General features: G+C 60.9%; 22 protein-coding genes. 12 read left to right on the forward strand and 10 right to left on the reverse strand.

What is annotated here, in order from left to right:
- Positions 1–275: 275 nt before the first annotated feature.
- From pdxS to ACYU0X_RS09375, 4 genes are all read right to left on the reverse strand, one after another.
- Entirely contained in the window at positions 276–1,184 is a 909-nt protein-coding gene (gene pdxS / locus ACYU0X_RS09360; RefSeq protein WP_309407005.1) for a pyridoxal 5'-phosphate synthase lyase subunit PdxS, read from the reverse strand.
- A gap of 308 nt (positions 1,185–1,492) precedes the next feature.
- Positions 1,493–2,053, reverse strand: a complete 561-nt coding sequence (locus ACYU0X_RS09365; protein WP_418906714.1) for an HIT family protein — start codon at positions 2,051–2,053, stop codon at positions 1,493–1,495.
- A gap of 28 nt (positions 2,054–2,081) precedes the next feature.
- Positions 2,082–4,097 (reverse strand): threonine--tRNA ligase, encoded by a 2,016-nt coding sequence (gene thrS, locus ACYU0X_RS09370; RefSeq protein WP_461900370.1) that lies wholly within the window; start codon positions 4,095–4,097, stop codon positions 2,082–2,084.
- Positions 4,098–4,203: 106 nt separating this feature from the next.
- A complete protein-coding gene (locus tag ACYU0X_RS09375; RefSeq protein ID WP_461900372.1) occupies positions 4,204–4,851 on the reverse strand; it encodes an ArsR/SmtB family transcription factor in 648 nt (215 codons plus the stop codon).
- Positions 4,852–4,929: 78 nt separating this feature from the next.
- Between ACYU0X_RS09375 and ACYU0X_RS09380 the strand changes: the two genes are divergently transcribed.
- From ACYU0X_RS09380 to ACYU0X_RS09415, 8 genes are all read left to right on the forward strand, one after another.
- A complete protein-coding gene (locus ACYU0X_RS09380) occupies positions 4,930–6,465 on the forward strand; it encodes an MFS transporter (RefSeq protein ID WP_461900373.1) in 1,536 nt (511 codons plus the stop codon).
- Positions 6,466–6,627: 162 nt separating this feature from the next.
- Complete coding sequence (locus ACYU0X_RS09385; protein WP_418906718.1) at positions 6,628–7,068, forward strand: VOC family protein; 441 nt, start codon at positions 6,628–6,630, stop codon at positions 7,066–7,068.
- 605 nt (positions 7,069–7,673) lie between these two features.
- Positions 7,674–8,924 (forward strand): 3-oxo-tetronate kinase, encoded by a 1,251-nt coding sequence (otnK, locus tag ACYU0X_RS09390; RefSeq protein WP_461900374.1) that lies wholly within the window; start codon positions 7,674–7,676, stop codon positions 8,922–8,924.
- Positions 8,925–8,953: 29 nt separating this feature from the next.
- Positions 8,954–9,727, forward strand: coding sequence for a 2-oxo-tetronate isomerase (gene otnI / locus ACYU0X_RS09395; protein WP_461900375.1), 774 nt, complete (start codon positions 8,954–8,956; stop codon positions 9,725–9,727).
- A gap of 2 nt (positions 9,728–9,729) precedes the next feature.
- Positions 9,730–10,497, forward strand: coding sequence for a DeoR/GlpR family DNA-binding transcription regulator (locus ACYU0X_RS09400; protein ID WP_459273405.1), 768 nt, complete (start codon positions 9,730–9,732; stop codon positions 10,495–10,497).
- A 26-nt stretch (positions 10,498–10,523) separates the two neighbouring features.
- Positions 10,524–11,489 carry a D-erythronate dehydrogenase gene (gene denD / locus ACYU0X_RS09405; RefSeq protein WP_461900376.1) on the forward strand — a complete coding sequence of 322 codons (966 nt, stop codon included), beginning with the start codon at positions 10,524–10,526 and terminating at the stop codon, positions 11,487–11,489.
- 27 nt (positions 11,490–11,516) lie between these two features.
- Entirely contained in the window at positions 11,517–12,953 is a 1,437-nt protein-coding gene (locus ACYU0X_RS09410; RefSeq protein WP_461900377.1) for a GntP family permease, read from the forward strand.
- 30 nt (positions 12,954–12,983) lie between these two features.
- The gene (locus tag ACYU0X_RS09415) at positions 12,984–13,604 is read left to right on the forward strand and encodes a class II aldolase/adducin family protein (RefSeq protein ID WP_461900378.1); all 621 of its coding nucleotides are present in this window, start codon (positions 12,984–12,986) and stop codon (positions 13,602–13,604) included.
- Between the two features lie 277 nt (positions 13,605–13,881).
- Here the strand turns inward: ACYU0X_RS09415 and ACYU0X_RS09420 are convergent, their stop codons facing one another.
- The 3 genes from ACYU0X_RS09420 to ACYU0X_RS09430 all read right to left on the reverse strand — a co-directional run bounded on the left by ACYU0X_RS09420 (position 13,882) and on the right by ACYU0X_RS09430 (position 18,897).
- Positions 13,882–17,334 (reverse strand): DNA polymerase III subunit alpha, encoded by a 3,453-nt coding sequence (locus tag ACYU0X_RS09420; RefSeq protein ID WP_461900379.1) that lies wholly within the window; start codon positions 17,332–17,334, stop codon positions 13,882–13,884.
- Positions 17,335–17,402: 68 nt separating this feature from the next.
- A complete protein-coding gene (locus ACYU0X_RS09425) occupies positions 17,403–17,720 on the reverse strand; it encodes a hypothetical protein (protein ID WP_461900380.1) in 318 nt (105 codons plus the stop codon).
- 226 nt (positions 17,721–17,946) lie between these two features.
- Positions 17,947–18,897 (reverse strand): NADP-dependent oxidoreductase, encoded by a 951-nt coding sequence (locus ACYU0X_RS09430; RefSeq protein WP_461900381.1) that lies wholly within the window; start codon positions 18,895–18,897, stop codon positions 17,947–17,949.
- A gap of 71 nt (positions 18,898–18,968) precedes the next feature.
- Between ACYU0X_RS09430 and ACYU0X_RS09435 the strand changes: the two genes are divergently transcribed.
- Positions 18,969–19,961, forward strand: a complete 993-nt coding sequence (locus tag ACYU0X_RS09435) for a GlxA family transcriptional regulator (RefSeq protein ID WP_461900382.1) — start codon at positions 18,969–18,971, stop codon at positions 19,959–19,961.
- 237 nt (positions 19,962–20,198) lie between these two features.
- Here ACYU0X_RS09435 and ACYU0X_RS09440 read toward each other — a convergent pair whose 3' ends face one another.
- Positions 20,199–21,404, reverse strand: a complete 1,206-nt coding sequence (locus ACYU0X_RS09440; protein WP_461900383.1) for an IS110 family RNA-guided transposase — start codon at positions 21,402–21,404, stop codon at positions 20,199–20,201.
- A 242-nt stretch (positions 21,405–21,646) separates the two neighbouring features.
- Here ACYU0X_RS09440 and ACYU0X_RS09445 point away from each other — a divergent pair, with 242 nt between their 5' ends.
- From ACYU0X_RS09445 to ACYU0X_RS09455, 3 genes are all read left to right on the forward strand, one after another.
- A complete protein-coding gene (locus ACYU0X_RS09445; RefSeq protein WP_461900384.1) occupies positions 21,647–22,732 on the forward strand; it encodes an S-(hydroxymethyl)mycothiol dehydrogenase in 1,086 nt (361 codons plus the stop codon).
- Positions 22,732–23,364 (forward strand): MBL fold metallo-hydrolase, encoded by a 633-nt coding sequence (locus tag ACYU0X_RS09450; protein ID WP_461900385.1) that lies wholly within the window; start codon positions 22,732–22,734, stop codon positions 23,362–23,364. The genes ACYU0X_RS09445 and ACYU0X_RS09450 overlap by 1 nt, the downstream gene beginning before the upstream one ends.
- Before the next feature lie 101 nt (positions 23,365–23,465).
- A complete protein-coding gene (locus ACYU0X_RS09455) occupies positions 23,466–24,020 on the forward strand; it encodes a hypothetical protein (RefSeq protein ID WP_461900387.1) in 555 nt (184 codons plus the stop codon).
- A gap of 16 nt (positions 24,021–24,036) precedes the next feature.
- On the opposite strand, the gene ACYU0X_RS09460 is transcribed toward ACYU0X_RS09455, so the two are convergent.
- Positions 24,037–24,897: an RCC1 domain-containing protein gene (locus ACYU0X_RS09460; protein WP_461900388.1), complete on the reverse strand. Its 861-nt coding sequence runs from the start codon at positions 24,895–24,897 to the stop codon at positions 24,037–24,039.
- Between the two features lie 98 nt (positions 24,898–24,995).
- Positions 24,996–25,724, reverse strand: coding sequence for an SOS response-associated peptidase (locus ACYU0X_RS09465; RefSeq protein ID WP_461900389.1), 729 nt, complete (start codon positions 25,722–25,724; stop codon positions 24,996–24,998).
- Between the last annotated feature and the right edge of the window lie 37 nt (positions 25,725–25,761).

The raw sequence follows: 25,761 nt of genomic DNA on the forward strand, positions 1-25,761 counted from the left end.
CATTGACGTTATGCAGGCATGTATTGAAACAGTGAAAGTGCTCAAAAGGTCAATCCACGTCGACGTCTCGCAGGAAACCGTGGTTGCCCCTTGCTCACAGGTAGCCCACGAGTTTCGCCAACCGACCCATAAATTTCTTTACGGACATACCATCACCAAACTGCAGCATCGACGGATACCTATCTTAGACCACAGCATTAGCCTCTGAGCATCTATGAAAAGAAGGACCCACGCCACCGAAATCCCGGTGACGTGGGCCCGTAGGCGGTAATTGTTTACCAGCCGCGCTCTGCCAGGCGGTGAGGGACGGGCACGTCGGCAACATTAATGCCTACCATGGCCTCGCCCAGACCACGCGAGATCTTGGCCAGCTCATCCGGGTTGTCGAAGAAGGTGGTGGCCTTCACGACGGCTGCGGCGCGCTGCGCCGGGTTGCCGGACTTGAAGATACCCGAGCCAACGAAGACACCATCGGCGCCCAGCTGCATCATCATGGCAGCGTCGGCCGGGGTGGCAATGCCGCCGGCGGTGAACAGCACGACCGGCAGCTTACCGGTGCTGGCAATTTCCTTGACCAGGTCGTACGGTGCCTGCAGCTCCTTGGCGGCTACGTACAGCTCGTCCTCGGGCAGTGCGGCCAGCTTGGCAATTTCGGCGCGAATCTTGCGCATGTGCCCGGTGGCGTTCGAGACGTCGCCGGTACCGGCTTCGCCCTTGGAGCGGATCATGGCTGCGCCTTCGTTGATACGACGCAGGGCCTCGCCCAGGTTGGTGGCGCCGCAGACGAACGGTACGGTGAAGGGCCACTTGTCGATGTGGTTTTCGTAGTCGGCTGGCGAGAGCACCTCGGACTCATCGATGTAGTCGACACCGAGCGACTGCAGGATCTGCGCCTCGACGAAGTGACCGATACGTGCCTTAGCCATCACCGGAATGGAGACGGCGTCGATGATGCCGTCGATCATGTCCGGGTCGCTCATGCGCGAGACGCCGCCCTGGGCGCGAATATCTGCAGGAACGCGTTCAAGGGCCATAACGGCCACGGCGCCAGCATCTTCGGCGATGCGCGCCTGCTCGGGGGTGACAACGTCCATGATGACGCCGCCCTTGAGCATTTCGGCCATACCACGCTTCACGCGATCGGAGCCGACCAAGTTTCCTTGACCCTCAGCTGGGTTAGACATGAGTTGGATGTTTCCTTTCGAACACCGCGCGCCTCGCTGCGCGGCGATTGTTGCTACCCCAGCAATGCTATGGTGCCGCGTAACAATTCCCCGATCTATTGCGTCATAATTTGGCTTTAGGAGACTAGTCACCCGGCTTCGGGTTTGCGCGTAACAATTAGTGACATGCAAAAGCACTACTCAGCCAAGGTTTTTGCGAGAAGCCCGGCAAGAGTAAAAGGAGCGTTAAACACCGAGACGGCGGACCCGATTTTTCGGATCCGCCGTCGTCGAGACTTGCTACCAGCCTTCATGTGGCCCAGAATGCGCTACTCGGTCGCTTCCCAGGCCTCCGCGATCTGATCACGCACCTGCGAGAGCGTGGCCGGGATGGCCTTGGTCTGGGCAATGATGGGCAAGAAATTCCCGTCGCCGCCCCAGCGCGGCACGATGTGCTGGTGCAGGTGCGCCGCAATCCCGGCCCCACCGGTTTCGCCCTGGTTCATGCCCAGATTGAATCCGGTCGGGCCGGAGACCTTACGCAATACGCGCATGGCCTGCTGGCTGAGCGCCGCCATCTCCGCGGTCTCCTCCACGGTGATATCCGTGTAGTTAGGCACGTGGCGATAGGGGCAAACCAGCAGATGGCCCGGGTTGTAAGGGAAGAGGTTCAGAATGACGTAGCAGGTCTGACCGCGATGGACGATCAGCGCCTCCTCATCCTTACGCTGCGGTCCGGCACAGAACGGGCAACTCGACTCATCCTTAACCTGACCCTGTCCGCCCTGGATATAGGCCATGCGGTACGGGGTCCATAGGCGCTGGAAGGAATCGGGTACACCAGCGAGCTCGAAGTCGTCGGTCACCGACCCGTCGTCCGGGTACTGCATACTGGCCTCTCCCCTGTTCTATCGTGCGTTAGTTATCGTTCGAACGGTTTTTAATGGCCGTCACGATACGCTCGATGGCTTCCTCAACGGGCACCTGGTTCTCCTGGCTACCGTCACGGAAGCGGAAGGACACGGCATTCGCGTCCGCGTCATCGCCACCGGCAATGAGCACGAACGGGATCTTTTCCTTCGAGGCGTTGCGGATCTTCTTCGGGAAACGATCCGAGGAATCGTCGAGTTCCACACGCACCCCGGCGGCCCGCAGCTTTGCCACAACCTCGTCGAGGTAGTCGTTGAAGGCCTCGGCCACCGGAATGGCTCGCACCTGCACCGGAGCCAACCATGCCGGGAAGGCGCCGGCGTAGTGCTCGGTCAGCACACCGAGGAAGCGTTCGATGGACCCGAACTTGGCGGCGTGAATCATCACCGGTTCCTGACGGGTACCGTCCGCTGCCTGGTACTCCAGACCAAAGCGTGCCGGCTGGTTGAAGTCATACTGCACGGTGCCCATCTGCCAGGTACGGCCGATGGCGTCCTTGGCCTGAACCGAGATCTTCGGACCGTAGAAGGCTGCGCCACCCGGGTCGGCTACAAGTTCGACACCGGATTCGGTGGCAACTCGTTCCAACACGGAGGTAGCTTCTTCCCACTGCTCATCGGTGCCGATGAACTTATCCGACTCCGGATCACGGGTGGAGAGCTCGAGGTAGAAGTCGTCCATGCCGAAGTCCTTGAGCAGGGAAAGCATGAAGTTCAGCAGGTGCTCGACCTCGGCTGGCGCCTGCTCCTTGGTGACATAGGAGTGCGAGTCGTCCTGGGCAAAACCGCGCACGCGAGTTAGCCCGTGGACCACGCCCGACTTCTCGTAGCGGTACACGTGCCCGAATTCGAATAGGCGCAACGGCAACTCGCGGTAGGAACGACCACGACCGCGGAAGATCAGGTTGTGCATCGGGCAGTTCATTGCCTTCAGTCGGTATTCCTGGCCCTGCTTGGTGATGTTGCCATCTTCATCGCGCTCTTCGTCGATATGTAGCGCCGGGAACATGGTATCCGCGTAGTACGGCAAGTGCCCGGAGGTGTGGAACAGCCCGTCCTTGGAGATGTGCGGGGTGCCCACGTACTGGAAGCCCTCGGCCACGTGACGGTCACGCACGTAGTCTTCCATCTCGCGCTTGATAATGCCGCCCTTGGGGTGGAATACCGGCAGACCGGATCCCAACTCATCGGGGAAGGAGAACAGGTCGAGCTCGGCGCCGAGCTTGCGGTGATCGCGGCGCTCGGCTTCGGCCAGTCGCTCCTGGTAGGCCTTGAGGTCGTCCTTGGTCGGCCAGGCGGTGCCGTAGATGCGCTGCAGCTGCTTGTTCTTCTCGCTACCCAGCCAGTAGGCGGCGGCCGAACGAGTCAACGCGAAGGCATTCTTGATCAGCTTGGTGTTGGGCAGGTGCGGGCCACGGCACAGGTCCTTCCACACAGCCTCCCCACTCTTGCGATCAACGTTGTCGTAGATGGTGGTCTCCCCGGCGCCAACTTCCACGGTCACGCCCTCACCCGAGGTGTCATCCGAGTCGGCCTTGGCCAGCAGCTCGCACTTGTAGGGCTCATTGGCCATTTCGGCCTTGGCCTCGTCCGGGCTGACCTCGCGGCGCACAAACAGCTGGTTCTGGTTGACGATCTTGAGCATCATCTTTTCCAGCTGCTTGAGATCTTCGGGAGTAAAGGCCTCATCCACGTCGAAGTCAAAGTAGAAGCCGTCGGTGATGTACGGGCCGATGCCGAGCTTGGCATCCGGGCGCAACTGCTGCACAGCCTGGGCCATCACGTGAGCGGTGGAGTGACGAAGCACCTCCAGACCCTCGGGGTCGGTGATGGTGACCTTGGTGACGGTGGTTCCTGCTTCTAGTTCGCGGGAGAGATCTCGCAGTACGCCATCGACATGCATAACCACCACGTCATTATTCTTGGCGTAGAACTGCAGACCGGTCGTTCCCGCGTCCACCTGTACCTGCTCGCCATCGATGGTGAGAGTCAGCTGTTCGCTCATGTGATCGGATCTACCTTTCATTGGTTCACGGCTTCATAGCTTGCGGCATACCTTGACCGCAGCCAGCCATTACCCAGTTTAGTTCAGCACCCTGCGTAAGTCGCGTTCACTTCGGGCTTTGCGCCGCATCGGAACCCTCTTGTGACTCGTTTAACAATTCGTCGGCGGAGAGCAATCCCGAAAAGTGCCAGAGAGTGCGTTCGCTCTCGGGCTGGGCGCTGGCGATTTCCCCGGCCTTGAGCTCTTCACGGAACGCTGGAATTAGCGCCTCGATGCGCTCGTTGAGAGCTTGGGCCTCATCTTTGGTGAGCATCAAGTTGCTGGTGCTGAGAAGTGCCTTGGCCGCTCCGAGTTCCGGCGAAGCGTAGTGACGTTTAGCGTGTGCCAAAGCCGCCGCAATCCGGCGCTGCTCATCGTAGGCGATTTGATCGAGATAGGCGTTCATGGCGGAGTCCCCCTCGGCACTGGGGCGCTCGGCAGGTTCGCCGGTGGTGTAGCCCTTGGCCGCGGTACGCCACACTCGGTCGCGCTTATCCCGAGCCAGCTCCGGGGCCTCCTCGATCAGTTCAGCCTTGGCTAGTTCACGCAGGTGGAAGCTGACCTTATTGGCCGCCACTGAGAGAAGTTCAGCCAAGTCGGAGGCGCGGGCGGAACCCATGGCACCTAGGGCGTCAAAGATTTTTCGCCGCAAGGGATTGGCCATGGCTTTCAGCATCGGTGCGGTCAGCGTGATATTGCCTTCTTGCCGGGTCATGCCCCCAGCATAGCAATGCCCAAAAAATATTGCGCAAATTCTATTGCGCAAGTTTTGTTGCGGGTCTACCGTGAGGATATGACCTCGCTCCCAGTCCCGCCCCTCACGCAGCCAACGCCTCGACCAGCCCTACACACCCAGCGTTCTTACCGCCTGTGGTGGGTGGCCGACACCTCGGCTTTGCTTGCCGGAAATTTCTACGCGTTTCTCATACCGCTGTTGCTACTGGCAGCGACCGGCTCCCCCGCTCAGGCCGGCGCGTTAGCCGCGCTGGGGCTCACCGCACGCACCGTGGTGACGCTGGCTGGCGGGGCCATGGCCGACCGACGGGATCGCGCACGCATGATTGTGTTTGGTTCGCTGCTGGGCGCGATACTGGCCGGAACCCTCACCCTGCTGGCCTTTGTCGATTCGCTAACTGCCATCGTGTTGAGCGTTGCCCACGTGGCCATGGAGCTTCGCTCGGGCTATTTCGGGTCAACGACCAATGCGGCACTGAAAGATGTGGTGCATCCAGATCAGCTCGGACGCGCGATGGCTGCCAACCAGGCTAGGGACTCGGGTCTAGCGCTCCTGGCCGCCCCGGCAGCCGGAGCGCTACTTGGTCTTGGTGCGGGTCTTGCTTTGCTCTGCATCACCGCGGCGCAGCTCATCGCGGCAGGCGCCGGGCGCGCCTTGCGGGCACCGTTACGCGCGGCACGAGCGAAGAGCTCGGCCGTCGAAGCCGGCGGCGTACGCGACGGTGTGCTCGCCGGGCTGCGCTGGTGTTTTGGCCACCGGCGACTACGGATCCTGCTATTGATCGCCGCGCTGATCAACCTAGGCACTGGAGGAATGAGCACCACGCTGATCTATGGGCTGCAGCAACGCGGCGAAGCGCCGTGGGTTATCGGACTTATTACCACCGCCATGGGTGTGGGGATGCTGTTTGGGTCGATACTTGCGAGCCGACTTATTGAACGCTTCCACACCGGGCTACTGGCCTGCAGCTGTCTGAGCATGCTGGCCGCAGGCATTGTGCTCATGGGGCTGAACACGCAGCTGTGGTGGATGGGCACCATGCTGGCTTTGGCTTTCCTCAGTGTCCCGGCGCTGAACGCTGGGGTGGGAGGCTACTTCCTGGCGACGGTGCCACACGAACTCGCCGGCCGCGCCAGTTCGATTCTGCTGTTTATGGCATTGGTAGCCGCGCCGCTCGCCCCAATTCTTGCCGGGCTCGGACTGCAGTTGCTCGGCCTGTCGACCACATTGCTGTGCTTCGGTGCGCTGGTAGCACTTGCCGCCGCGGCCGCTTGGGGTAGCCGCCCCATACGCACCATCCCCCGGCCCGACCAGTGGCAGGAACCAACGCCCCACGATGCCATGCCGGCGGCAACACTCAATCACGAACAACCACGTAGCGAGGCGAAGACCTCGCACCTCGAAGGAGAAATCATCATGAAAACAACGGCACCAACCCATCAAACCCGTGCTACGCACGGCTCTCCCGCACACAAGACTTCGCATAGCGAAGCACGGCAACACCACGCCCCTTTTGCACACTCGGCAGAGTTTCGGCGGAGGAAGGACGAGCAGCGCTCTACACTTCGGCAGGAGCAGTGGATTTACCTATAACTGCCGTGCAGTTCCCTCGGCGGGGAACTCAGCGCATTGGCTCATCGCCTGCGGCCCGTTGCGGTCGTGGGCGATGAACTTATTCTGAGACCGACTCCGCGTCTCCAGGTAGCCGGATCCGAAGCTCTTCCCCGATCGATGTGCGGCTTTTAGGCTGGAAGTATGAGTAGCCATACCCCACCGACCATTAGCGCCATAACCCTCGGAGTACGCGACGTAGCACGCTCGCTGGACTTCTACACGGAGGGCCTTGGATTCACCCTCGTGCAACCGGCGAGCGCGGAGATTGCCTTCGTGCGGGCCGGGCACGGGTTGATGTTGGCTCTGTGGGATGTGCGGCAGATGCCTTCGGAATATGGGGAGGTTGGTCATGGGCCATTGGCTCCCCCGGTGTCGTTGGGGCATAACGTGCGGAACGATGATGAGGTAGAGCGGCATTACCGGCGAGCGCTGGAGGCGGGGGCAAGTTCAATTACCGCGCCTACGCGTCAGCCTTGGGGCGGCATGAGCGCCTGCGTGGCTGACCCGGATGGGTTCCGGTGGGATTTTGTGCATAACCCGAGTTTTGTCATCGACGCGGATGGACATGTGTCCTCGGTGTAGCTCGGAGTTTCCCCGTAAGGCTCCGCGTACGCTCATGATGATGCGTAGGCGAGCGCCAGCCTCGGCTGAGCTTTGACCCACCATGATCGAAAATGTATTCGAATCATGGACAGCACCCACCCGCGCACTTCCGGTCAGCAATACCTATATCCAGGGATCCGGCATGCGCCATTGGTGAAAGCACATCCCGACCATCCCCTCTCGCCGGAAACAAAGATGCCGTCACGCCACTTGTCGCGCAACCAGGCGATAACTCAATGCGGCCAACTTCCCTAGGCGAGCCAACGTCACCATTTCTGCCATAGCTCCATGCAGCTTTACGCAACACCCACAAGCGCTGCACCCAAATTGAAAGCAGGCCATTTCTTCGCCCCCAAGCGCAATGCTCAATACTTCACACTGCCTCCACCAATCTTCCTTGAGGGCTTGTGAGTAACAGGTGGTGAGGAGTCGCACCTTTGTGAGAACTTTTGTGAACGTCGGACCCGCACCTGTCGGTGAAGTTTGAATGTTCCACCTAGACCATTGATCCATAGTGTGAACATGTGATAATTTTTGTGAAACAACGACGTTGCGGACCTTCTCCGCGTTCACGAGAGGTATCCATGCCTGTACAGCTTGGCGTCATCGCCGACGACTTCACCGGAGCCACTGACATCGCCAGTTTTCTGGTTGCCAACGGCCTGAAGACGATTCAGCTCAATGGATTGACCGGGCACCCTGCCCTCCCCGCTGATGTTCAGGCAGTGGTCATCAGCCTCAAGAGCCGTTCGATCCCAGCTCGCGACGCCATCAGTCAGTCACTTGCCGCATTAGAGCTGTTGCGAGACTACGGAGCTGAACGGTTTTTCTTCAAGTACTGCTCGACCTTTGATAGCACTACTGAAGGCAACATAGGGCCGGTGACCGACGCGCTACTAGGAGCCCTAGAACAAGATTTCACCGTCGTGTGCCCGGCCCTGCCTATCAATGGACGTACCACATACCAGGGCTATCTCTTTGTCAACGGAGTACCGCTGCATGAGTCGGGCATGCGCAACCACCCCGTGACTCCTATGCGCGATTCCAGCCTTGTCCGTCTGATGGAGGGGCAGGCATCAGGGCGCGCCGGGATTGTAAACGTCGATACTGTTGAAGCTGGCACCCAAGCAGTCGAAACAAGGCTGCAGGAATTGCGTTCGCAAGGTGTCCGCTATGCAGTGCTCGATGCCACCAATGCCACTCATCTGAACGTTTTGGGGGAAGCTACCCGTAATTTGCGCTTGCTTACCGGCGGTTCAGGTCTTGGTGGTGGGCTGGCTTCCGCTTTACGCTCCGGCAGCGCCAACGACTCTCATGAATTCGTTGCTAAGACCGGACGTACAGTCGTGCTATCGGGTTCGTGTTCGGTGCGGACCAACGAGCAAGTCGCTGCCTATCGTGATGTGGCTCCAAGCCTCGCGGTAGATGTGGACCGTTTGGTCACTGCGCCACAGGGCTATGTACAAGAAGTCCTCGAATGGTTCGCCGCGCAACCGTCAGAGGGTGCTGCGCCTCTTATCTACGCAACCAGTGGGCCCGAAGAAGTGCAACGGCTCCAAGAGCCCTATGGAGCGGAAACCACAAGTAAGGTCATCGAAGGCTTCTTCGGTCGGCTCGCCGAAGCACTGGCCGACTTCGGTGTCGAACGAATGATCGTCGCTGGTGGCGAAACCTCTGGAGCGGTGACCACTGCGCTGAAGGTCGATGGCTTCGAAGTTGGCCCAACTATCGCTCCTGGGGTCCCCTGGGTGCGCTCGCTGAACGGTTCCATTGATCTGGCATTGAAGTCGGGAAATTTCGGCACGGTCGATTTCTTCTCCGAAGCCCAACAGTAGCCGACAGTTCGAAAGCGAAGGTAATCTCAATGCCGAAATTTGCAGCAAACCTCTCAATGCTTTTCACGGAGCTCCCCTTTCTCGACCGATTCGAGGTGGCAGCCGCGCATGGATTTTCCGGGGTGGAGTATCTCTTCCCCTATGACTACCAGGCATCTGAAATCGCCGAGTTGTTACTCAAGCACGGCTTAGACCAGGCGCTCTTTAACGCGTATCCCGGTGATTGGGATGCTGGGGAACGTGGGCTTGCTGCTCTCGAGGGACGCGAAGCTGATTTTGACTCATCCATTGCGTTGGCCCTCGACTATGCTGAGTCGCTGAAATGTCCACGAGTCCACGTGATGGCTGGCAACGCTCCGGCTACCAATGCAGTTACCGAACTGTACGTAGCAAACTTGCGGCGGGCAGCCGATGCCGCCGCCGAACGAGATGTCGAACTCCTGTTGGAGCCGATCAACTCCCGTGACATGCCAGGGTACTTCCTAAACACGGTGCCACAAGCTGCCGAACTCATCGCACGCATTGATCGGCCTAATGTCCGCCTCCAGTTCGACTTTTACCATGCTCAAATCATGTCTGGAGATATCACTCGCTTGTTCGAAAAGCACCGTGAGTTAGTCGCACACGTGCAAATCGCTTCAGTTCCCGAACGCCATGAACCGAACGTCGGCGAAATCAACTACCCGTGGTTACTAGCGACGGTCGATGCCTTGGGTTTCGATGGCTGGATAGGTTGCGAATATCGCCCGGCCAGCGGCACCGTGCAGGGGCTGGGCTGGCTCAACGAATATAAGGGGGCCTAGAGGTGATTCCGCTAGAACGCCAAAGGCGCATCCTCCGCAGGGTCGAAGAACGTCATACCATGGCGATCAACGATCTCGCTGAAGAACTCGACGTCTCACACATGACCATCCGCCGCGACATCCGCCAGTTGGAGGAAGCCGGGCGCGTGGTATCTGTTCCCGGCGGTGTAAGTCTGCCACAGCGTCTTTCGCTCGACGATTCACATGTGGCCAAGGAGTCTTTACGACGCGAAGAAAAACTGGCCATCGCACACATCGCGGCCGCCCGAGTCTCACCTGGCGACGTTCTCTACTTAGATGCTGGTACGACAACTCTGGCTATCGCAGGACAACTGGCCTCGATCGAGGGATTGACAATCATCACCAACGATCTAGCGATCGCCACCCTGCTCAGCGAACAGAGTCAGGCAGAGCTTTTCTTTGCCGGTGGGGCGCTAGACAAAACCAACCTTTCCGCCGAGGGGGGACTCGCCGCGCGCGCCATCGCGGGGTTCAACATCGATGCAGCGTTCATGTCGACCTCTTCGTTCGACTTGCGCGGCATTACGGTGCCTTCTGACGCGAAACTTTCGGTGAAACGTGCCGTCCTCGGAGCAGCATCGCGAACTTATCTGGTCAGCGACAGCAGCAAGTACGGCCGAGTTGCCAGCCTACGAGCCATAGCGTTAGGCGACTTCGTCGAAATCATCACGGATTCCGACCTGCCCGTCACGGCTGCTGATCAGATCCGGACTCTCGGCGCCACCCTAACCTTGGCGCCCAAACATTAAACACATCACCTCATAAGGACTACCCGATGAAGAACATCATTGTTACCGGCGGTGGCGGCTTCCTCGGCAGCCGCGTCATTGCGCGCCTGCTCGAAGCAAAAGACCTCGGCACTCAGGTTGTCGATTTCGACAGCATTGTTTCCCTGGATCTAGGACCCTGCCCGGTGCAAGACCCTCGTGTAACCTCCGTGCGTGGGAGCATTGGGGATCCAGAAATTCTGCACAAACTGGTCACCGCCGAAACCGTTGGCATTTTCCACTTAGCCGCTGTACTCAGTGGAGGGTCGGAAGAAGACTTCGATTTGGCCATGAGCGTCAATATGGATGGCACTCGCGCACTGCTCGAAGCAGCACGGGCAAGCGGTGCGGTTCCACGTTTCGTCTTCACCAGTTCCCTAGCTGTATTCGGTGGCACCATGCCCGATGTCGTTCCCGAGAACCTAGCGACTCAACCGGAATCTACTTATGGCGTGGTCAAGTCCATCGGTGAATTGTTGGTCAACGAGTACAGCCGCAAGGGATTCGTTGATGCTCGCATCTGCCGACTACCAACCATCTCCGTGCGCCCGGGGGCACCGAACTCCGCGGCTTCCTCCTTCGCCAGCGGGATCATACGTGAACCTCTAAACGGGCAGCCTTCCGTGGTACCTGTACCGCTCGATACTCCGATGTGGCTGTCTTCCCCGAATACCGCCGTTGCGAACCTCGTGCACGCGTTCGAAGTCGAAGGCACCGCGCTCGGCGGCTGGCGTGTACTCAACGTACCTGGTCTTACCGTGACCGTTCAGCAGATGCTCGAAAGCCTGACCCGTGTCGGCGGCCAGCAGGCCCGTGACCTCGTCAGTATCGAACTCGATGAGCGAATCAACGCGATCGTCGGCTCGTGGCCGGGTGCATTCGACGTTTCCCGTCCTCTCGCCCTCGGGTTTACTGCCGACAACAACTTCGACGAGGTCGTCGCCCAGTACCGCGACGAATTCATCACTCGCTAACCTCACAACCGAACAATGGAGTTCATCATGATTTTTGCGACGCAAGCTGCGGCCGCATCCGTCGGTCCCGGCGCAATCATCGGTTTGGTCCTGGCCATCGCGGTCCTAATTCTGCTCGTGCTCAAGACCAAGGTCCATGCACTGCTCGCGCTGATTTTTGCCGCCTCGATCGCTGCTCTCGCCGCAGGCATGGCTCCGGCAGATGCGATCAAGGCAATCACCAACGGATTCGGTTCCACGTTGTCAACCATCGGCCTAGTTGTCGGTTTCGGCGTGATGATGGGCCGAATCCTCGAAGTCTCCGGCGCAGCCGAACGCTTAGCTATCACCCTTATTCGCTGGCTTGGTACCAAGCGCGAGGAGTGGGCGATGTCCGTAGCCGGGTACATCATCTCGATTCCCATCTTTGTCGACAGCGCGTTCGTTATCCTCACCCCGCTGGTGAAGGCGTTGTCCACCAGTTCAGGCCGTTCTAAACTGACCTTAGGTATCGCGCTGGCTGGTGGCATGGCGTTAACGCACCATGCAGTGCCTCCTACCCCCGGTCCCCTGGGTGCAGCTGGAATCTACGGTGTTTCGGTAGGTGACATGATTTTGTACGGTGTGCTCTTGACCATCCCAGCTCTGGTCACCGTAACTCTTTACGCAAAGTTCGTTGGACCGCGCATCGAGGCCAAGCTACCAGTCGAGTCTGCCGTAAGCGTAGGCGCTACCGAGCAGAACCCAGCCAACGCCCAAGACGCATTCCGTGAATTCACCGAACTCGCTGCCGAACGGGAAAAGAATCTTCCTTCTCTTACCCTGTCGGTACTGCCTATCATCGTTCCGATCGCCTTGATCTTCCTGAATACGGCGGTTACCTCGATTGCCACCGCAAATGAGAACTTGGTCCCAGCATCGGTACTAGGCGCTGTAACTTTTGTGGGTAACCCGGTGATCGCCGTCGGCATCGGCGTACTGTTCGCCATTTATGGACTGGCACGCAAGCAGGATCGCGGATCGGTACTCGCAGAGATGGAGAAGGGCATCGAATCGGCAGGCATCATCCTGCTTGTCACCGGTGGAGGTGGTGCGCTGGGCGCAGTGCTACGTGAAAGCGGCACCGGCGACTACATCGGACAGTGGGTTGCCGGACTCCCGCTACCTGCCATCATGATTCCATTCCTCATCGCCACCATGGTCCGACTTGTCCAGGGAAGCGGCACGGTCGCGATTATCACTTCGGCATCTCTGTCGGCCCCGATCCTAGCCCAGATTCCTGACGTCAACCTTGTTCTGGCCGCGCAAGCTGCGGCGCTGGGCGCGCTCGTCTTCAGCTATTTCAACGACAGCCTGTTCTGGGTCGTTAATCGTATGCTCGGAGTCAAGGATGTTAAGAGTCAAATCATGACCTGGTCGGTCCCAACGACCGTCGCGTGGGCTACCTGCGGCCTGGCCATTCTCGTAGCCGACCTATTCGTCTAACTAACCCTCCAGTCCCCTGAAAGGCCGAACTTGAATCATCACGAGACCCGAATCGAACTCGTCGAACTGGCTGCCAGCCTGTTCCAGCGCGGATTCTCTGTAGGCAGCGCAGGTAACATCAGCGTTCGTGTCGAGGGCGGATTCCTGATGACCCCAACCAATGCTTCATTGGGTCGGTTGCGCGCGGAACGTCTCTCGCTACTCGACGAGGAGTTCAACCACGTCGACGGAGACGCTCCATCGAAGGAAGTGGTAATGCACCGGGCCATGTATCAGGCCCGCCCGGACACCGGTGCAATCGTGCACCTGCATTCGGTGCACGCCACGGCGCTGAGCTGTCTGGCAGACGACGGGCATCCGAAACTGGTGCCGCACACTCCCTATCTTGTAATGCGACTCGGTGACAATATCCCTGTGGTCCCTTACTACAAGCCCGGCGACCCGTCCATGGAACGAGATATCTACGCAGCTTCACTCCACGCAAAAGCGCTCCTGCTGGGAAACCACGGAAGTATCGTGGCCGGCGATTCGCTAGTCAAGGCCGTGGATTCAGCTGAAGAACTGGAAACTTCAGCTCAGTTGGCTCTGCTTCTGCACGGGCACTCCACCCGGCCGCTCAGCGACGCCGAGATTGCAGCGTTGAAAGCATAAGCAGGTCCCTTCAATTCACCATTGAAGGTCCTACGGGATCCTGTTTAATTTGCTCCCCATAAGTTGGACTGAGAAATCAGAGCCATCTTATGGGGAGCATTTTCACGCATGCCCCAGCACACTGATCTAGACACAGTGCTCGCCGATTTCCGCGGATGAAATCGGCGAGCATCGCCACACAGATGAAACTGTCATACATCTCGCCACGAAATTCTGAGCATTTACAGTCCAGAAAGTTGGAGGAAACGTAGTCCACCGCTGCGGCCCAAACTTTGCATTAGGCCCCGCGCTGGTCGAGGTCTTCGGCGCGCATGCGAGCGGCAAGCTCTCCTGTGCCGAAAGTGACTCTGCTATGGGAGCGTGGTCGGTAGCTGGGTTGCGGGCGTGCCGGGTCTTGCAAGTAGTTCGGGTCCGGCCAGGTTTCGGGCTGGTGCAGGTCCCAGGCGTTCAATGCCTGCAGAGAGATGCCGCGCGGTCCGGTGCGCCGGGTGGTGCCGTGGATGAGCAGGAGTCGCGTGTTGAATAGTAGCGTCCCGGTATGTTGCTGCACATCGGCGAAGAAAGTGGCATCGATACAGCCGGTGCCGTCGTCTACGGAGATGAACACTACGCGCTGTCCCCCGCGCATGGGTGGGGTTTGGGTGGCGACGCGCACCCCGGCCACAAGGACCTCGCTACCGTTACGTAGGTGTAGCAGCTCGGTGGCCCGAGTGATCGGCAGATGAGCGAGGGGTTGGGTATAGGAATTCATCAGGTGTCCGCTGGCATCGAGGTGCATCAAATCCAGTTCGGTGCGCACCATCTCCTCGGCACTGAGCCGCTGGCCGCTACGGGCAATGTGGTCGATGGGCCCCAGTGGCAGGGCAAGTTGTCCAGGTCCGGGACGATATTTTGCGGGGATGCCGTGGTTCGGGGTCAACGATTGGCTGTGCGCGATCGCATCGGCGCGGTTATTTTCGGCCAGCAGAGAGTCGAAGACTCCTAGGGCGGCGAGGTTTTGGTAGGTGCGTCGCGAGAGCCCGGCGCGATGGCGCACATCGGCCAGGGAGTCATAGGGTTGCCCGGCCAGCAGGCGCGCGGTTTCACGCTGGCTCATCTGGTGGATTTCGCGGAAGGCCAGCCGGATGCCGTAGTGCCCAGGTCGGACGCTTCCCGGGGCACGCGGTACTTGCGGGGCGGGTGCCGGGGTGGGTTCGGCGATGGCCTCAACCCGGTAGTGGTCGGTGGAGCGGTTGATATCCAGGGGCAGGATGGGGATGTTCATGCGGCGGGCTTCGGAAACCAGCAGGCGTTTGGGGTACATCCCCGGGTCGTGCTCCCAGATGCCCGCGAGGAAGGCTTCGGGATGGTGGGCCTTGAGCCAGGCCGAGTGGTAGGTGGGTACGGCAAAGGCGGCACCGTGGGCCTTGCAGAATCCGAAGGAACCGAAACCGGCCAGTACCTGCCAACAGTCTTCAATCACCTGCGGTTCGTATCCGCTGGCAGCGGCTTGGCTGCGGAAGAAGCGTTCGATTTCCGGTTCACGGTTGGGGTTGCCCAACCCGCGGCGCAGATCGTCGGCGGTACCGAAGTCGCAGCCGGTCATAACATTCAAGATGCGCATGACCTGCTCGTGGAAGACGGTAACCCCGTGGGTTTCGGCCAATGCCGGGACCAGATCACGGTGCAGGTAGCGGGCGGGGGCGAATCCGTGCCGGTGTTCGAGGTAGGGCTTGACCATATTGGATTGCATTGGGCCGGGGCGGAAGAGCGAGATATCGATAATCAGGTCGTTGAATTCTCGGGGTGCGAGTTTGCCGATGAGCTCGCGTTGTCCCGGGGATTCGATCTGGAAGCACCCTAGGGTGTGGGTGGAGCGGATCAGCTCGAAGGTGCTTGGGTCATCGAGCGGAACCCGTGAAAGGTCGATGAACCCATCGGCGTCAATGTAGTCACTGCGCGAATGTCCCCCGGCGCGGGCCACAGCGGTGCGGCTAGGGTGCAGGCGTTGAATCTCCGCCAAGGTGTATGCGATGGCCGATTGCATGCGCACCCCAAGGATGTCGAGCTTAATCAACCCCATATAGTCCATGTCGTGTTTGTCGTATTGGCTCATGGGTAGGCCGATCCCGGAGGGTTGGACCGGGGTGCGGTCATAGAGTGTGGCATCGGAGAGGATCACCCCGCAGGGGTGCATGGCGATATGCCGCGGAAGCCTGTCGAGCCGCTCGGTGGCATCGATAAGTATCTGCAGGTCGGTATTGTCACTGACGCGTTCGGCCAGAGCCGCGAGTTCGGGCTTTTCGCTCAGTGCTTCGCGGAAGGAGGAGGCCGAGAAGCGCCAGAGCTGCTTGGCGATGTCATCGATGGTGGTTTGTTCAAGTCCGAGGGCGGTGCCGGCGTCGCGTACCGCACCACGGGCCCGGTAGGCGTTTTGCATGCTCATCAGGCTGACACGTTCGGCACCGAAAGCCTCGAAAATCCGGTGGTAGATCTCGTGACGTCGCGCCGATTCGACGTCAATGTCAATGTCGGGCAAGGTGGTGCGCTCGGCTGAGAGGAAGCGCTCGAAAAGCAGATCGTGGCGTAGCGGGTTCACGTGGCTGATTCCCAGTAGGTAGTTGACCAGTGAGGAAGCCCCGGAGCCACGGGCGGAGACCCGAACGCCGAGTTCGGTGATCAGCCCGACGGTTTCGGCCACGGTGAGAAAGTAACTGGCAAATCCTAGCTTTTCGATCACACCTAGTTCGTGGGCGAGTCGATTACGGGCCGCTGCGGCCTCTTCCGGTGGTAGCAGCCTGCTGATGGCCGCATGGGTACGTTCGGAGAGTTCCTGCTGGGCCGGCTGGTGTATCCCGATGATGTGGGCCTCGGGAATGACCGGGGTTTTCCACCCTAAATCGGTGCGTTCATCCAGCGACGCCCAGGCGGCGACCCGTTCGGTTTCGGCCAGTAGGGCACGACCGAAACGCGGCTCGGTGGCCCGGCCTAAGAGCGCGGCCAGACGATACATCTGCACGCTGCTCTTGAGCCAGCCTTGCCCATTGGGTTGCACGCTCTCCAGCTCGGCTAGGCTTCCCAGCACACGGGCAGAGTCGAGCAGATCGGCGGTGACCGCACCGTCGGCATCGGCATAGCGCACCGCATTACTCAGAATCGCCGCAATTTTCAGCTCATGGGCATAGCGCAGTAGCTTGCTGGCATACCCCAGGCTGTAGCGGGCGGCATCGGCGGAGAGGTGTAAGGCGATCTCCACCCGTAGCCTGCTTCCGGCCAGTTTTTTCCATCCCACCAACGCCTGCCTGGCCTGCGCATAGCGATGCGCTTCCAGGGCCTTTGCCACATCGGATTCGGCCCCGAGGAGCACCATGAGCCTGCCACCGCGCAGCACATGGGCCAACTGTTCACGGGTGAGGCCTATGGCTGCCGGGGTTTCGCTGTGTGCCGCACTGACCGCACGGCACAGTGCCGCATAGCCTGCCCCGTTGCTATGCCCTTGGGCGAGCAGGATGATCCGCCCGGTGGGTTTTCCACTTCGATCCAGGGTGGCGAGATTGACCCCGAGAATCGGGGTTAGTCCGTGCTGCAGGCAGGCGGCAACGTGTTTCACCGCGCCGTAGAGGCCGTCGCGGTCCGTCAACCCAAGGGCGTGCGCCCCGTCGGCGGCGGCCGCGGCGACCAGCTGCGCGGGGGTAGAAACCCCATAGTGTGCGCTGAATGCCGAACTGACATTCAGGTGGGTGAAGCTCATCGGTGTCCTTTGTCCTGCAATCAGAACACCATTAGAACAAAAATTCGAAGCTAAGACATCTGCCCTACTCAGGCACCCAGCGCCAGCGGGTGCTCATGCGTCTTCACCAGACGCCAGCGGGTGCTTTGCGGGTCGAAACTCACGTCGACACTGAAAGATTCCCCGGGGCCACGCAGCGGCGCGAGCTGCAAGCGCCACATCTCATAGTCGGCCAGCCCGGCTCCGGCGCCGCGGGGAATGCGTACCTTTTCCTCCCACCACTTGCGGCGCTCAAACCAACAGTGCGGTTCGGCCACCAGTCGATAGTCGCGACCCTGCCAGCGCACGCGCAACGGCACGCCCGCGGGCGTGCAGGTTACTTCAATCCCCTCGGTGAACATCCCCATGCTCGACTCCTCACTGCCATCAAACCATTATATTCGAACACACGTTCGATTCGATAGCGACCTTAGCGAGGCGCTCCGACGCTTTACCCCTGCCGGCACGCCACGGTGGGCGGTGCGCGACGCCATGAAGCCCGGGGTGGCGCAGATTTTTCTGCACCACCCCGGGCTTTACGTCGCGACCCGAGCTCGGAAATACCGGGGCTTTCTCACACTAGGGCGCGGCAGGCTAGGTCATGGTGATCACAAGCTTGCCGGCGGTGTGTCCGCTTTCTCCGGCCCGATGCGCCTGGGCAATACGTTCCAAGGGGAAGGTCTCGGCGATGGCAGGGCGCAGCGACCCCGCATCGGCCATCTCTGCGATCGTCGCCAAATCATCCTTTGAGGAATCGACGAGCATCCGCACGGCCCGCACGCCCAACCGCTGCGCTTCGCGATAGAGGTCATCGGAGCCGATCGGAAGCGTGGAGACCAGCACACCGCCTCGGCGCAGGGTCTGCAATGAACGGACCGAGGTCTCGGCGCCAATGGTGTCGAGCACGACATCGACATCCCGGACCTCCGCGGTGACGTCCACCGACCGGTAATCAATGGCCTGATCCACCCCGAGGTCGTGCAAAAACTCATGTTTCGCGGCACTAGCCGTACCAATCACATAGGCCCCGCGGGCCTTGGCGATTTGGACGGCCACATGACCGACCCCACCGGCCGCCGCGTGAATCAGCACACGTTGCCCGGCCTCGAGCTGCGCGTAGTCCACCAACGCCTGCCACGCGGTAAGCGAGACCAGCGGCAGGGCTGCCGCGTGAATATGGTCGAGCGTGGTTGGCTTGGCTGCGAAAACTCGAGCTGGCGCGGTCACGTACTCTGCATGCGTGCCATGCCCGAAGGGGTAGGACATCATGCCAAATACTTCATCGCCGGGCTGGAAACGCGCGACACCGATGCCCACCTCTTCCACCACTCCGGAGACGTCCCAACCCAAAACATAGGGTGGCTCACCCAGAAATCCCGCACCTGCCCGGTGTTTCCAGTCGGTCGGATTGATCCCCGCCGCGTGGACGCGCACCAGAATCTCATTCGGTCGTGGAGTGGGACGGGGAACCTCGGCGATCCGAAGAACTTCTGGCTCGCCAACAACCTCTTGGGTGGCAACTTTCATCATGACTGTACTGTTCATAGCTTCTATCCTCCCGGCTCTAGGGTTTGGGCAATAGTGGCTAGAATGACAATCTTCGATAGGATCTTGCCATGTCTTCACCTCAGTCGCCGACTCGAGTCGCGGTCCTCGCCCTCGACGGGGCCTACCCCTTCGAACTTGGCATCCCCAGTAGGATCTTTGAGGCGGTAGAGGGCCTCTACACGGTGTCCACCTGCAGTATCGATGGGAAACCGGTACGCAGTGCCGCGGATTTCAGCATCGCCGTTGAGCACGGGCCGGAACTGCTGGAAACGGCCGATATTGTGGTGCTCAGCGCGGTACACCCCGAGTGGATTCCCAGCACGCTCTCCACCGAGCTTCGGCAGGCGCTGGCCCGCATCGGCACACACAGCCGTATCGTCTCGATCTGCACCGGGGCCTTTATTCTCGCGGCCACCGGTCTGCTCGATGGTCGCCGGGCGACCACCCACTGGCGCGTGGCCGAGCATTTTCGTGCACGCTTCCCTCAGGTTGCGCTAGAGCCCGAGGTGCTTTTCGTGGAGGACGGCCGTTTTCTCAGCTCGGCTGGGGCCGCCTCGGGCATCGACGCCTGCCTGCACCTGGTCCGCAGCGATTACGGGCACGAGATTGCCAATCAGGTGGCACGGCGATGCGTAGTACCGCCTTTTCGCGACGGCGGGCAGGCACAGTTCATCGAACAGCCCGTCCCGAAACCCGAACAGGTAGGCACCGCCCCCGCACGGGACTGGGCGCTGAGTCATCTCGCCGAACCGCTTGACCTGAATACCTTGGCCCGTGTCGTCGGCATGAGCCCACGCACCTTCTCACGGCGATTCACCGCCGAGGTGGGCATCAGCCCCGGCAAATGGCTCCTCGTGCAACGCGTGGCACAGGCGCAACGCCTATTGGAAAACAGCACCCTGCCCATCGACCGGGTGGCCGAGGCGGTTGGCTTTGCCACCTCCGCCTCGCTGCGCCAGCATTTTCACGCGACGCTGGGGGTCACCCCCACCGCCTACCGGAACACCTTTGGTACACCACCGGCCATCGACCTAGCCTCACCGGCGCTGCCGGGGAGCTAAAAGAGCTCGCGCGCTCAGCCGCGCCGGACCCTTTAAGAGCCCTCTGAAGAGGCCGAATGTGCAAAGAATCTGCAGGGTTCACCACACTCTTCGTGGAGAAGTTCGCCTGCAGATGAAAAGCGTGAATCTCTAGGTGAAATACGCGGTCATAGCTAGCTGTAGAAGAGGGTGACCGCTAGCATCGAAGCATCTAACGATCCATAAACTTTCCCCTAAGGATGAATCTCAATGAAGTTGTCAAGCGGCAGACGCCGTAGTTGAGGCCAGGCCATGACCGAACACAGTATGGTCACGCAGCATCGCCCAGAGCACGTTCAGACGTCTGCGGGCCAGTGCGAGAACCGCCTGCTTGTGGTTCTTTCCCGAAGCGCGTTTGCGTTCGTAGTACGCCTTGGAGATCGGGCAACACTTTGCCGCGACTTGGGCAGCGAGGAAGCAGGCGCGCAGCAGCCTGCGGTCATAACGCTTCGGCCTGTGGTGATTGCCGCTGATCCGGCCCGAGTCCCTCGGGGCCGGGGCCAGGCCGGCCACACCGGCCAGGCGATCCGCGCTATCGAACTGGGTGATCGAGCCCCCGACGGCCGCGAGGAACTCGGAGGCCAGCAGAGGCCCGAACCCAGGCATCGAGAGCAGGACCTCCGCATCGGTATGCTGCCTGAACCGGGTTTCGATCTGCCGATCCAGATCATCGATGTCCTCATGCAGGCGCAGGATCTCTGTGGCCAGCCGGGACACGATCTTCGCCCCGGCCTCCTGGCCGGGCACCGTAGTATGCTGCATCTTCGCCGCCGCCACCGCACGTTCGGCCGTGTTGGCTGCGCTACGCGCCCCCTGGTTGCGCAGCCACGTCGTCAAGCGTTTCTCACCAAGTCGGCGGATCGCCTCCGGGGTCTGGTAGCCCGTCAACAGCGTCAGTGCAGCCTTGGATTTAGCGTAGTCAAAAGCCCGCTCCAAACCGGGGAAGAACTCCAACAACGTGGCTCGCATCCTGTTGATCGCCCGGGTACGGTCGGTGACCAGATCGGTGCGGTGCGCGGTCAACAAGCGCAGATCCGTGGCGATGTCATCGCTCAGCCGTACCGGGGTCAGATCCCGGCGCATGCGGGCTTGGTCGGCGATAATTCCGGCGTCTTTCGCGTCGGTTTTCCCATCACCCCGGTACGTGCGGGCCGCGTTGAACACGGTGCGTCCCGGGATATAGAGCAGGGTTTGGTCATGAGCGTGCATCAACGCGATCAGCAAGGCAGCACCGCCGCGGTTCAGGTCGGTGGCCCAGGTGACCGCGTCGCCGTCGGCCAGTTCATTGACTTCTGCGATGATCTCGAGGATGAGGGTTTCATCGTTGCTGAATTTCTTCGAGATCAGGCGTTTGCCCTCGGTGTCGATAGCTACGAGGTGGTGATTGGTCTTGCCGGCATCGATACCGGCCCACAGTCGCGGCATGATTAGTGTCCTTCCGTTGCCCGGTGGGTCACTCCGTGATCAACAGCCGCGCCGTCATGTCATTACACAGCGATTGGTTCGCATCTCTCAATCAGCGGTCGAGCCGTTGCGGGATGCTGGGCGGCCAATCATCCTTGCCCATGCACTTGGCGGGTGGCACATGAAAGCCATACCCAGCATCCCCGGAGTGTTCAGGAACTTACCAGCGCTCCTAATCCACATACAAGAAAGGTAATGAGCTCATGCCTCAAACAGTCAAGGGCGCCATTTCGCGCGCCAAGAACGCCCCGGTAGAAGTCGTCAACATCGTGATCCCCGACCCGGGCCCCGGGGAGGTTGTCGTCGATGTACTCACCTGCGGCGTCTGCCACACCGACCTGCACTACAAGCTGGGTGGAATCGGCGACGAGTACCCCTACCTGCTGGGTCACGAGTCCACCGCGGTAGTCAGCCAGATCGGCGAGAACGTCACCAACGTTAAGGTCGGCGACCGGGTGATCCTCAACTGGCGTGCGGTCTGCGGCCAGTGCCGTGCCTGCGCCAAGGGCGAGCCGAAGTACTGCTTCAACACCCACAACGCCACGCAGAAGATGACCCTCGAGGATGGCACCGAGCTCTCCCCGGCTCTGGGCATCGGCTCCTTTGCTGAAAAGACCCTGGTGGCCGCCGGGCAGTGCACCATCATCGACGAGGATGCAGACCCGGCGGCCGTGGGTCTGCTCGGTTGCGGCGTTATGGCAGGTATCGGCGCGGCAATGAACACCGGTGAGATCAAGCGCGGCGAGTCCGTGGCCGTGATCGGTTGCGGTGGCGTGGGCGCGGCCGCTATTGCCGGCGCCCAGCTCGCCGGAGCAACCACCATCATCGCGGTGGACGTCAACCCGGACAAGCTGGAAACCTCCAAGCGCTTTGGTGCCACGCACACCGTGGACTCCTCCAAGGTCGACGCGGTGGAAGCCATCCGCGAGCTCACCGGCGGCTTCGGCGCCGACGTGGTCATTGACGCGGTGGGCCGCCCGGAAACATACACCCAGGCCTTCTACGCCCGCGACCTGGCCGGCCGTGTGGTGCTCGTTGGTGTGCCGACCCCGGAGATGAAGCTCGAACTCCCGTTGCTGGATGTGTTCGGCCGCGGCGGCTCGTTGAAGAGCTCCTGGTACGGCGACTGCCTGCCCAGCCACGACTTCCCGATGCTGGTCGAGCAGTACAAGCTCGGCCGCCTGGATCTGGATGCCTTCGTGACCGAGCGCATCAAGCTCGAGGACATCGAGGCCGCCTTCGACAAGATGCATGAGGGCACCGTGCTGCGTTCGGTGGTGGAGATCTAATGACTGCACAGATCGAACAGGTAGTCACCTCCGGTACCTTCAGCCTCGACGGTGGCACCTGGGAGGTAGACAATAACGTCTGGCTCATCGGCGATGAGCAGCGCGTTGTGGTCATTGACCCGGCCCATGAGCCGGAGAAGATCCTGGCCGCCATCGGTGAGCGTGAGGTGCAGGCCGTCCTGCTCACCCACGGACACGACGATCACATCCGCGCCGCCGGCGACTTCGCCGACCAGGTGCAGGCTCCGGTGTATCTCAACCCGGCCGATTCGATGCTCTGGGAAGCGGTCTACGGTCAGGAGCGCGCGGTCGATCAGGAAATCGCCGACGGTGACAGCTTCGAAATTGCCGGGACCACCCTGCGCGCCTTGCACACCCCGGGGCATTCGCCGGGCTCGACCTGCTTCTACGCCGAAGACCTGGGTGTGCTCTTTAGCGGAGACACGCTGTTCAACGGTGGCCCCGGGGCGACTGGGCGCAGCTACTCGAGCTTCGAGACCATTATCGACTCGATCCGCGAACGCCTGCTCACCCTGCCCGAGGAGACCGTGGTCCATACCGGACACGGAGATTCGACGAGCATCGGGGCCGAGGCACCGCATCTCGAGGAATGGATCGCTCGCGGGCACTAACCGCTGACGGATCCGGCGCAATGAGCGGCGACCGGCGTCGAACTGAACTCAGTTCGACGCCGGTCGCTTCTATTTTCACGACGTTATGACAGACTTATCCCATGTCGAACGCTGAACTTCCACCACGTCGCCGCCTAGCTGGGTGGCTCACCTGCGGGTTGGGTGCATTGGCAACGCTCGCTGGAATCGCTATTGTTTGGTGGTTTCATACCTTCACCCATGTGGTGTACACCGGGACCTATGAGCCGATGTCAACCGAGGTCCCACCAGAGCTATTCCTGATGACCCCACCGGGGCAACTGGGCGGAGAGCTACTGTTCGTCCTTGGCGTGATCGTGCTCGGCGTGGGGCTGGGAATCCTTGCGGCCACCCGCCGCCGCGCTATGGAGGGTGGCGGTCAGAAGCTACCTCGGGCACTGTTCTGGGGCGGGTTGCTCCTGACGCTCATCGCCAGCGGTGTGTTGTTCTGGGATGCCCTCCAAGTCAGAAGCTTCGGCTGGTTCGGTTACGCGCCGATCGATGTCGGGTTAGTCGAGGGAGGTCCATTTAGCAGCGGCACAAAGCTCATCGGTCTACTGCTCCTAGCCATGGGCCTAGGTGCCGTGGGTTTCGCGCTCGCCTTCAGACGCGAAGCAAGGGCGCAGATCTCCCGCTAGAGGCGGGAACCGGTGGCTATGCGGTGCCGGGAAGCCGCAGGGGCGGCCAGTGGGCCACCGCGCCCTGGGCTTCGGCATTGTTCTCGGTGCTGCGCACGGTACCGTCCGCACAGAGGGCCAGGGTATGGGTCGAGCCGGCGGCCACGGCGACCACGTTCTGCCATCGGCTCACCTCACATTGCCCATAACTGTTATCGCCCACGGCAAGCACCGTTCCTGCGGCGTTCACCCCGACGGTGTGATAGCTTCCAGCGTCCACCGCAAGCATCTCTTCCCATTCGGCTACTGCACAGGCGCCATAGCTGCGATCCCCTACGGCCACGACCCGACCATCAGTCCTTAGCCCTACGGTGTGCAAGTACCCGGCGGAGATGGCTATCAGCTCCTCCCAGCGCTCAACGGCGCACTGGCCACGCCGGTCATTCCCGGTAGCTACCGCCGTCCCATCCGCTCGCAGACCCACCGAATGCCAGTCCCCGCAAGCTACCGCGATAATCTGTTGCCAAGAGTGCACTTGGCAGGCACCCTCGGCAGTGCGTCCGGCGGCGTAGACGGTCCCGTCGGTCCTAACCCCCAGCGTCCGGCGCCATCCTGCCGCCACGAAGGTGGCATCCCGCCAGTGCTCGAGCACGCACTGGCCATCGGAGTTGAGGCCCGCGGCTAGGACGGTGCCATCAGCCCGCAGGGCAACGGTGTGCGATTTGCCGGTATTGCGCGCGGTATGAACATTGCCCGCAGCCACGGAGATTACCTGGCGCCACTTATCCACTTCGCATTCACCGTCCATGTTGCTACCGGACGCGAGGACCGTGCCATCGGGGCGCAGCCCCACCGAGTGCCGCCGCCCGGCGGCCAGCACTATTTGTGCACCTGGCACGCGAACTCCTTCTCGGATCTAGCTCTTGGCGGTGGCTGGTCCTGTCGCCAGTGGAATCCTTGCCGCGTTCGGGTTAGCGACCAAAGACACTCCAGTGCCTAGAACAGCTGGGAATTATGCGGCTCGATGAGGGCTGGAGAATCATTGCGCACATTACCCACCGCGGAATCGACCTCATGCATCGTCCACTGAGCGGCCACCGCGTAGGCTTCGCCACGGAGCCGGTCCAGCATCCCCGCCGCATCCTCGGCTTCCGGGTTAAGCCAGTCGGCCATCATGGCGCGGTCCATGGGAATCGGCAGCCGGTCATGCAAGGTGGCCAGTTGCCCTAACACGTCAGGTTCCCCTTCCGGCGGCGAAGGCATGGTCAGGATCGAGGTGGAAAGTATCCACGAGTCATCGGAGTCTTTCCACCATTCGTAGAGGCCCGCGAAGAAGATCAGCTCGCCCGCTGGACGGTGTACGAAGAAGGGGCGCTTGGTGCCGCCTTCCTTCTTCCACTCGTAGTACCCTTCGACGGGCACGGCGGCACGCCGCTTCTTCAGCGCCGAGCGGAAGGTGGGCTTCTCTGCCACGGTTTCGCTCCGCGCATTAAAGGCTCGTACTCCGACGGAGAGGTCTTTCGCCCACCCCGGGACCAATCCCCAACGGGCCACGTGTATTTGTCGATGCACCACCCCATCGATCACCCGTTCCAGAACGATCGGCACATCTGTGGTCGGAGCGATATTCCACGAGTGACGTAGCTGTAAGTTCTCGTCGGCTTCGGCTTCCGCCTCGGCCACTAGATCGCCGATGGCCTTGGCCATCACATATCGTCCGCACATACCGTTCGCCTTCCCGATCGACGCGTTGCGGCCAGTG

This window comes from Glutamicibacter sp. X7, assembly GCF_054889245.1.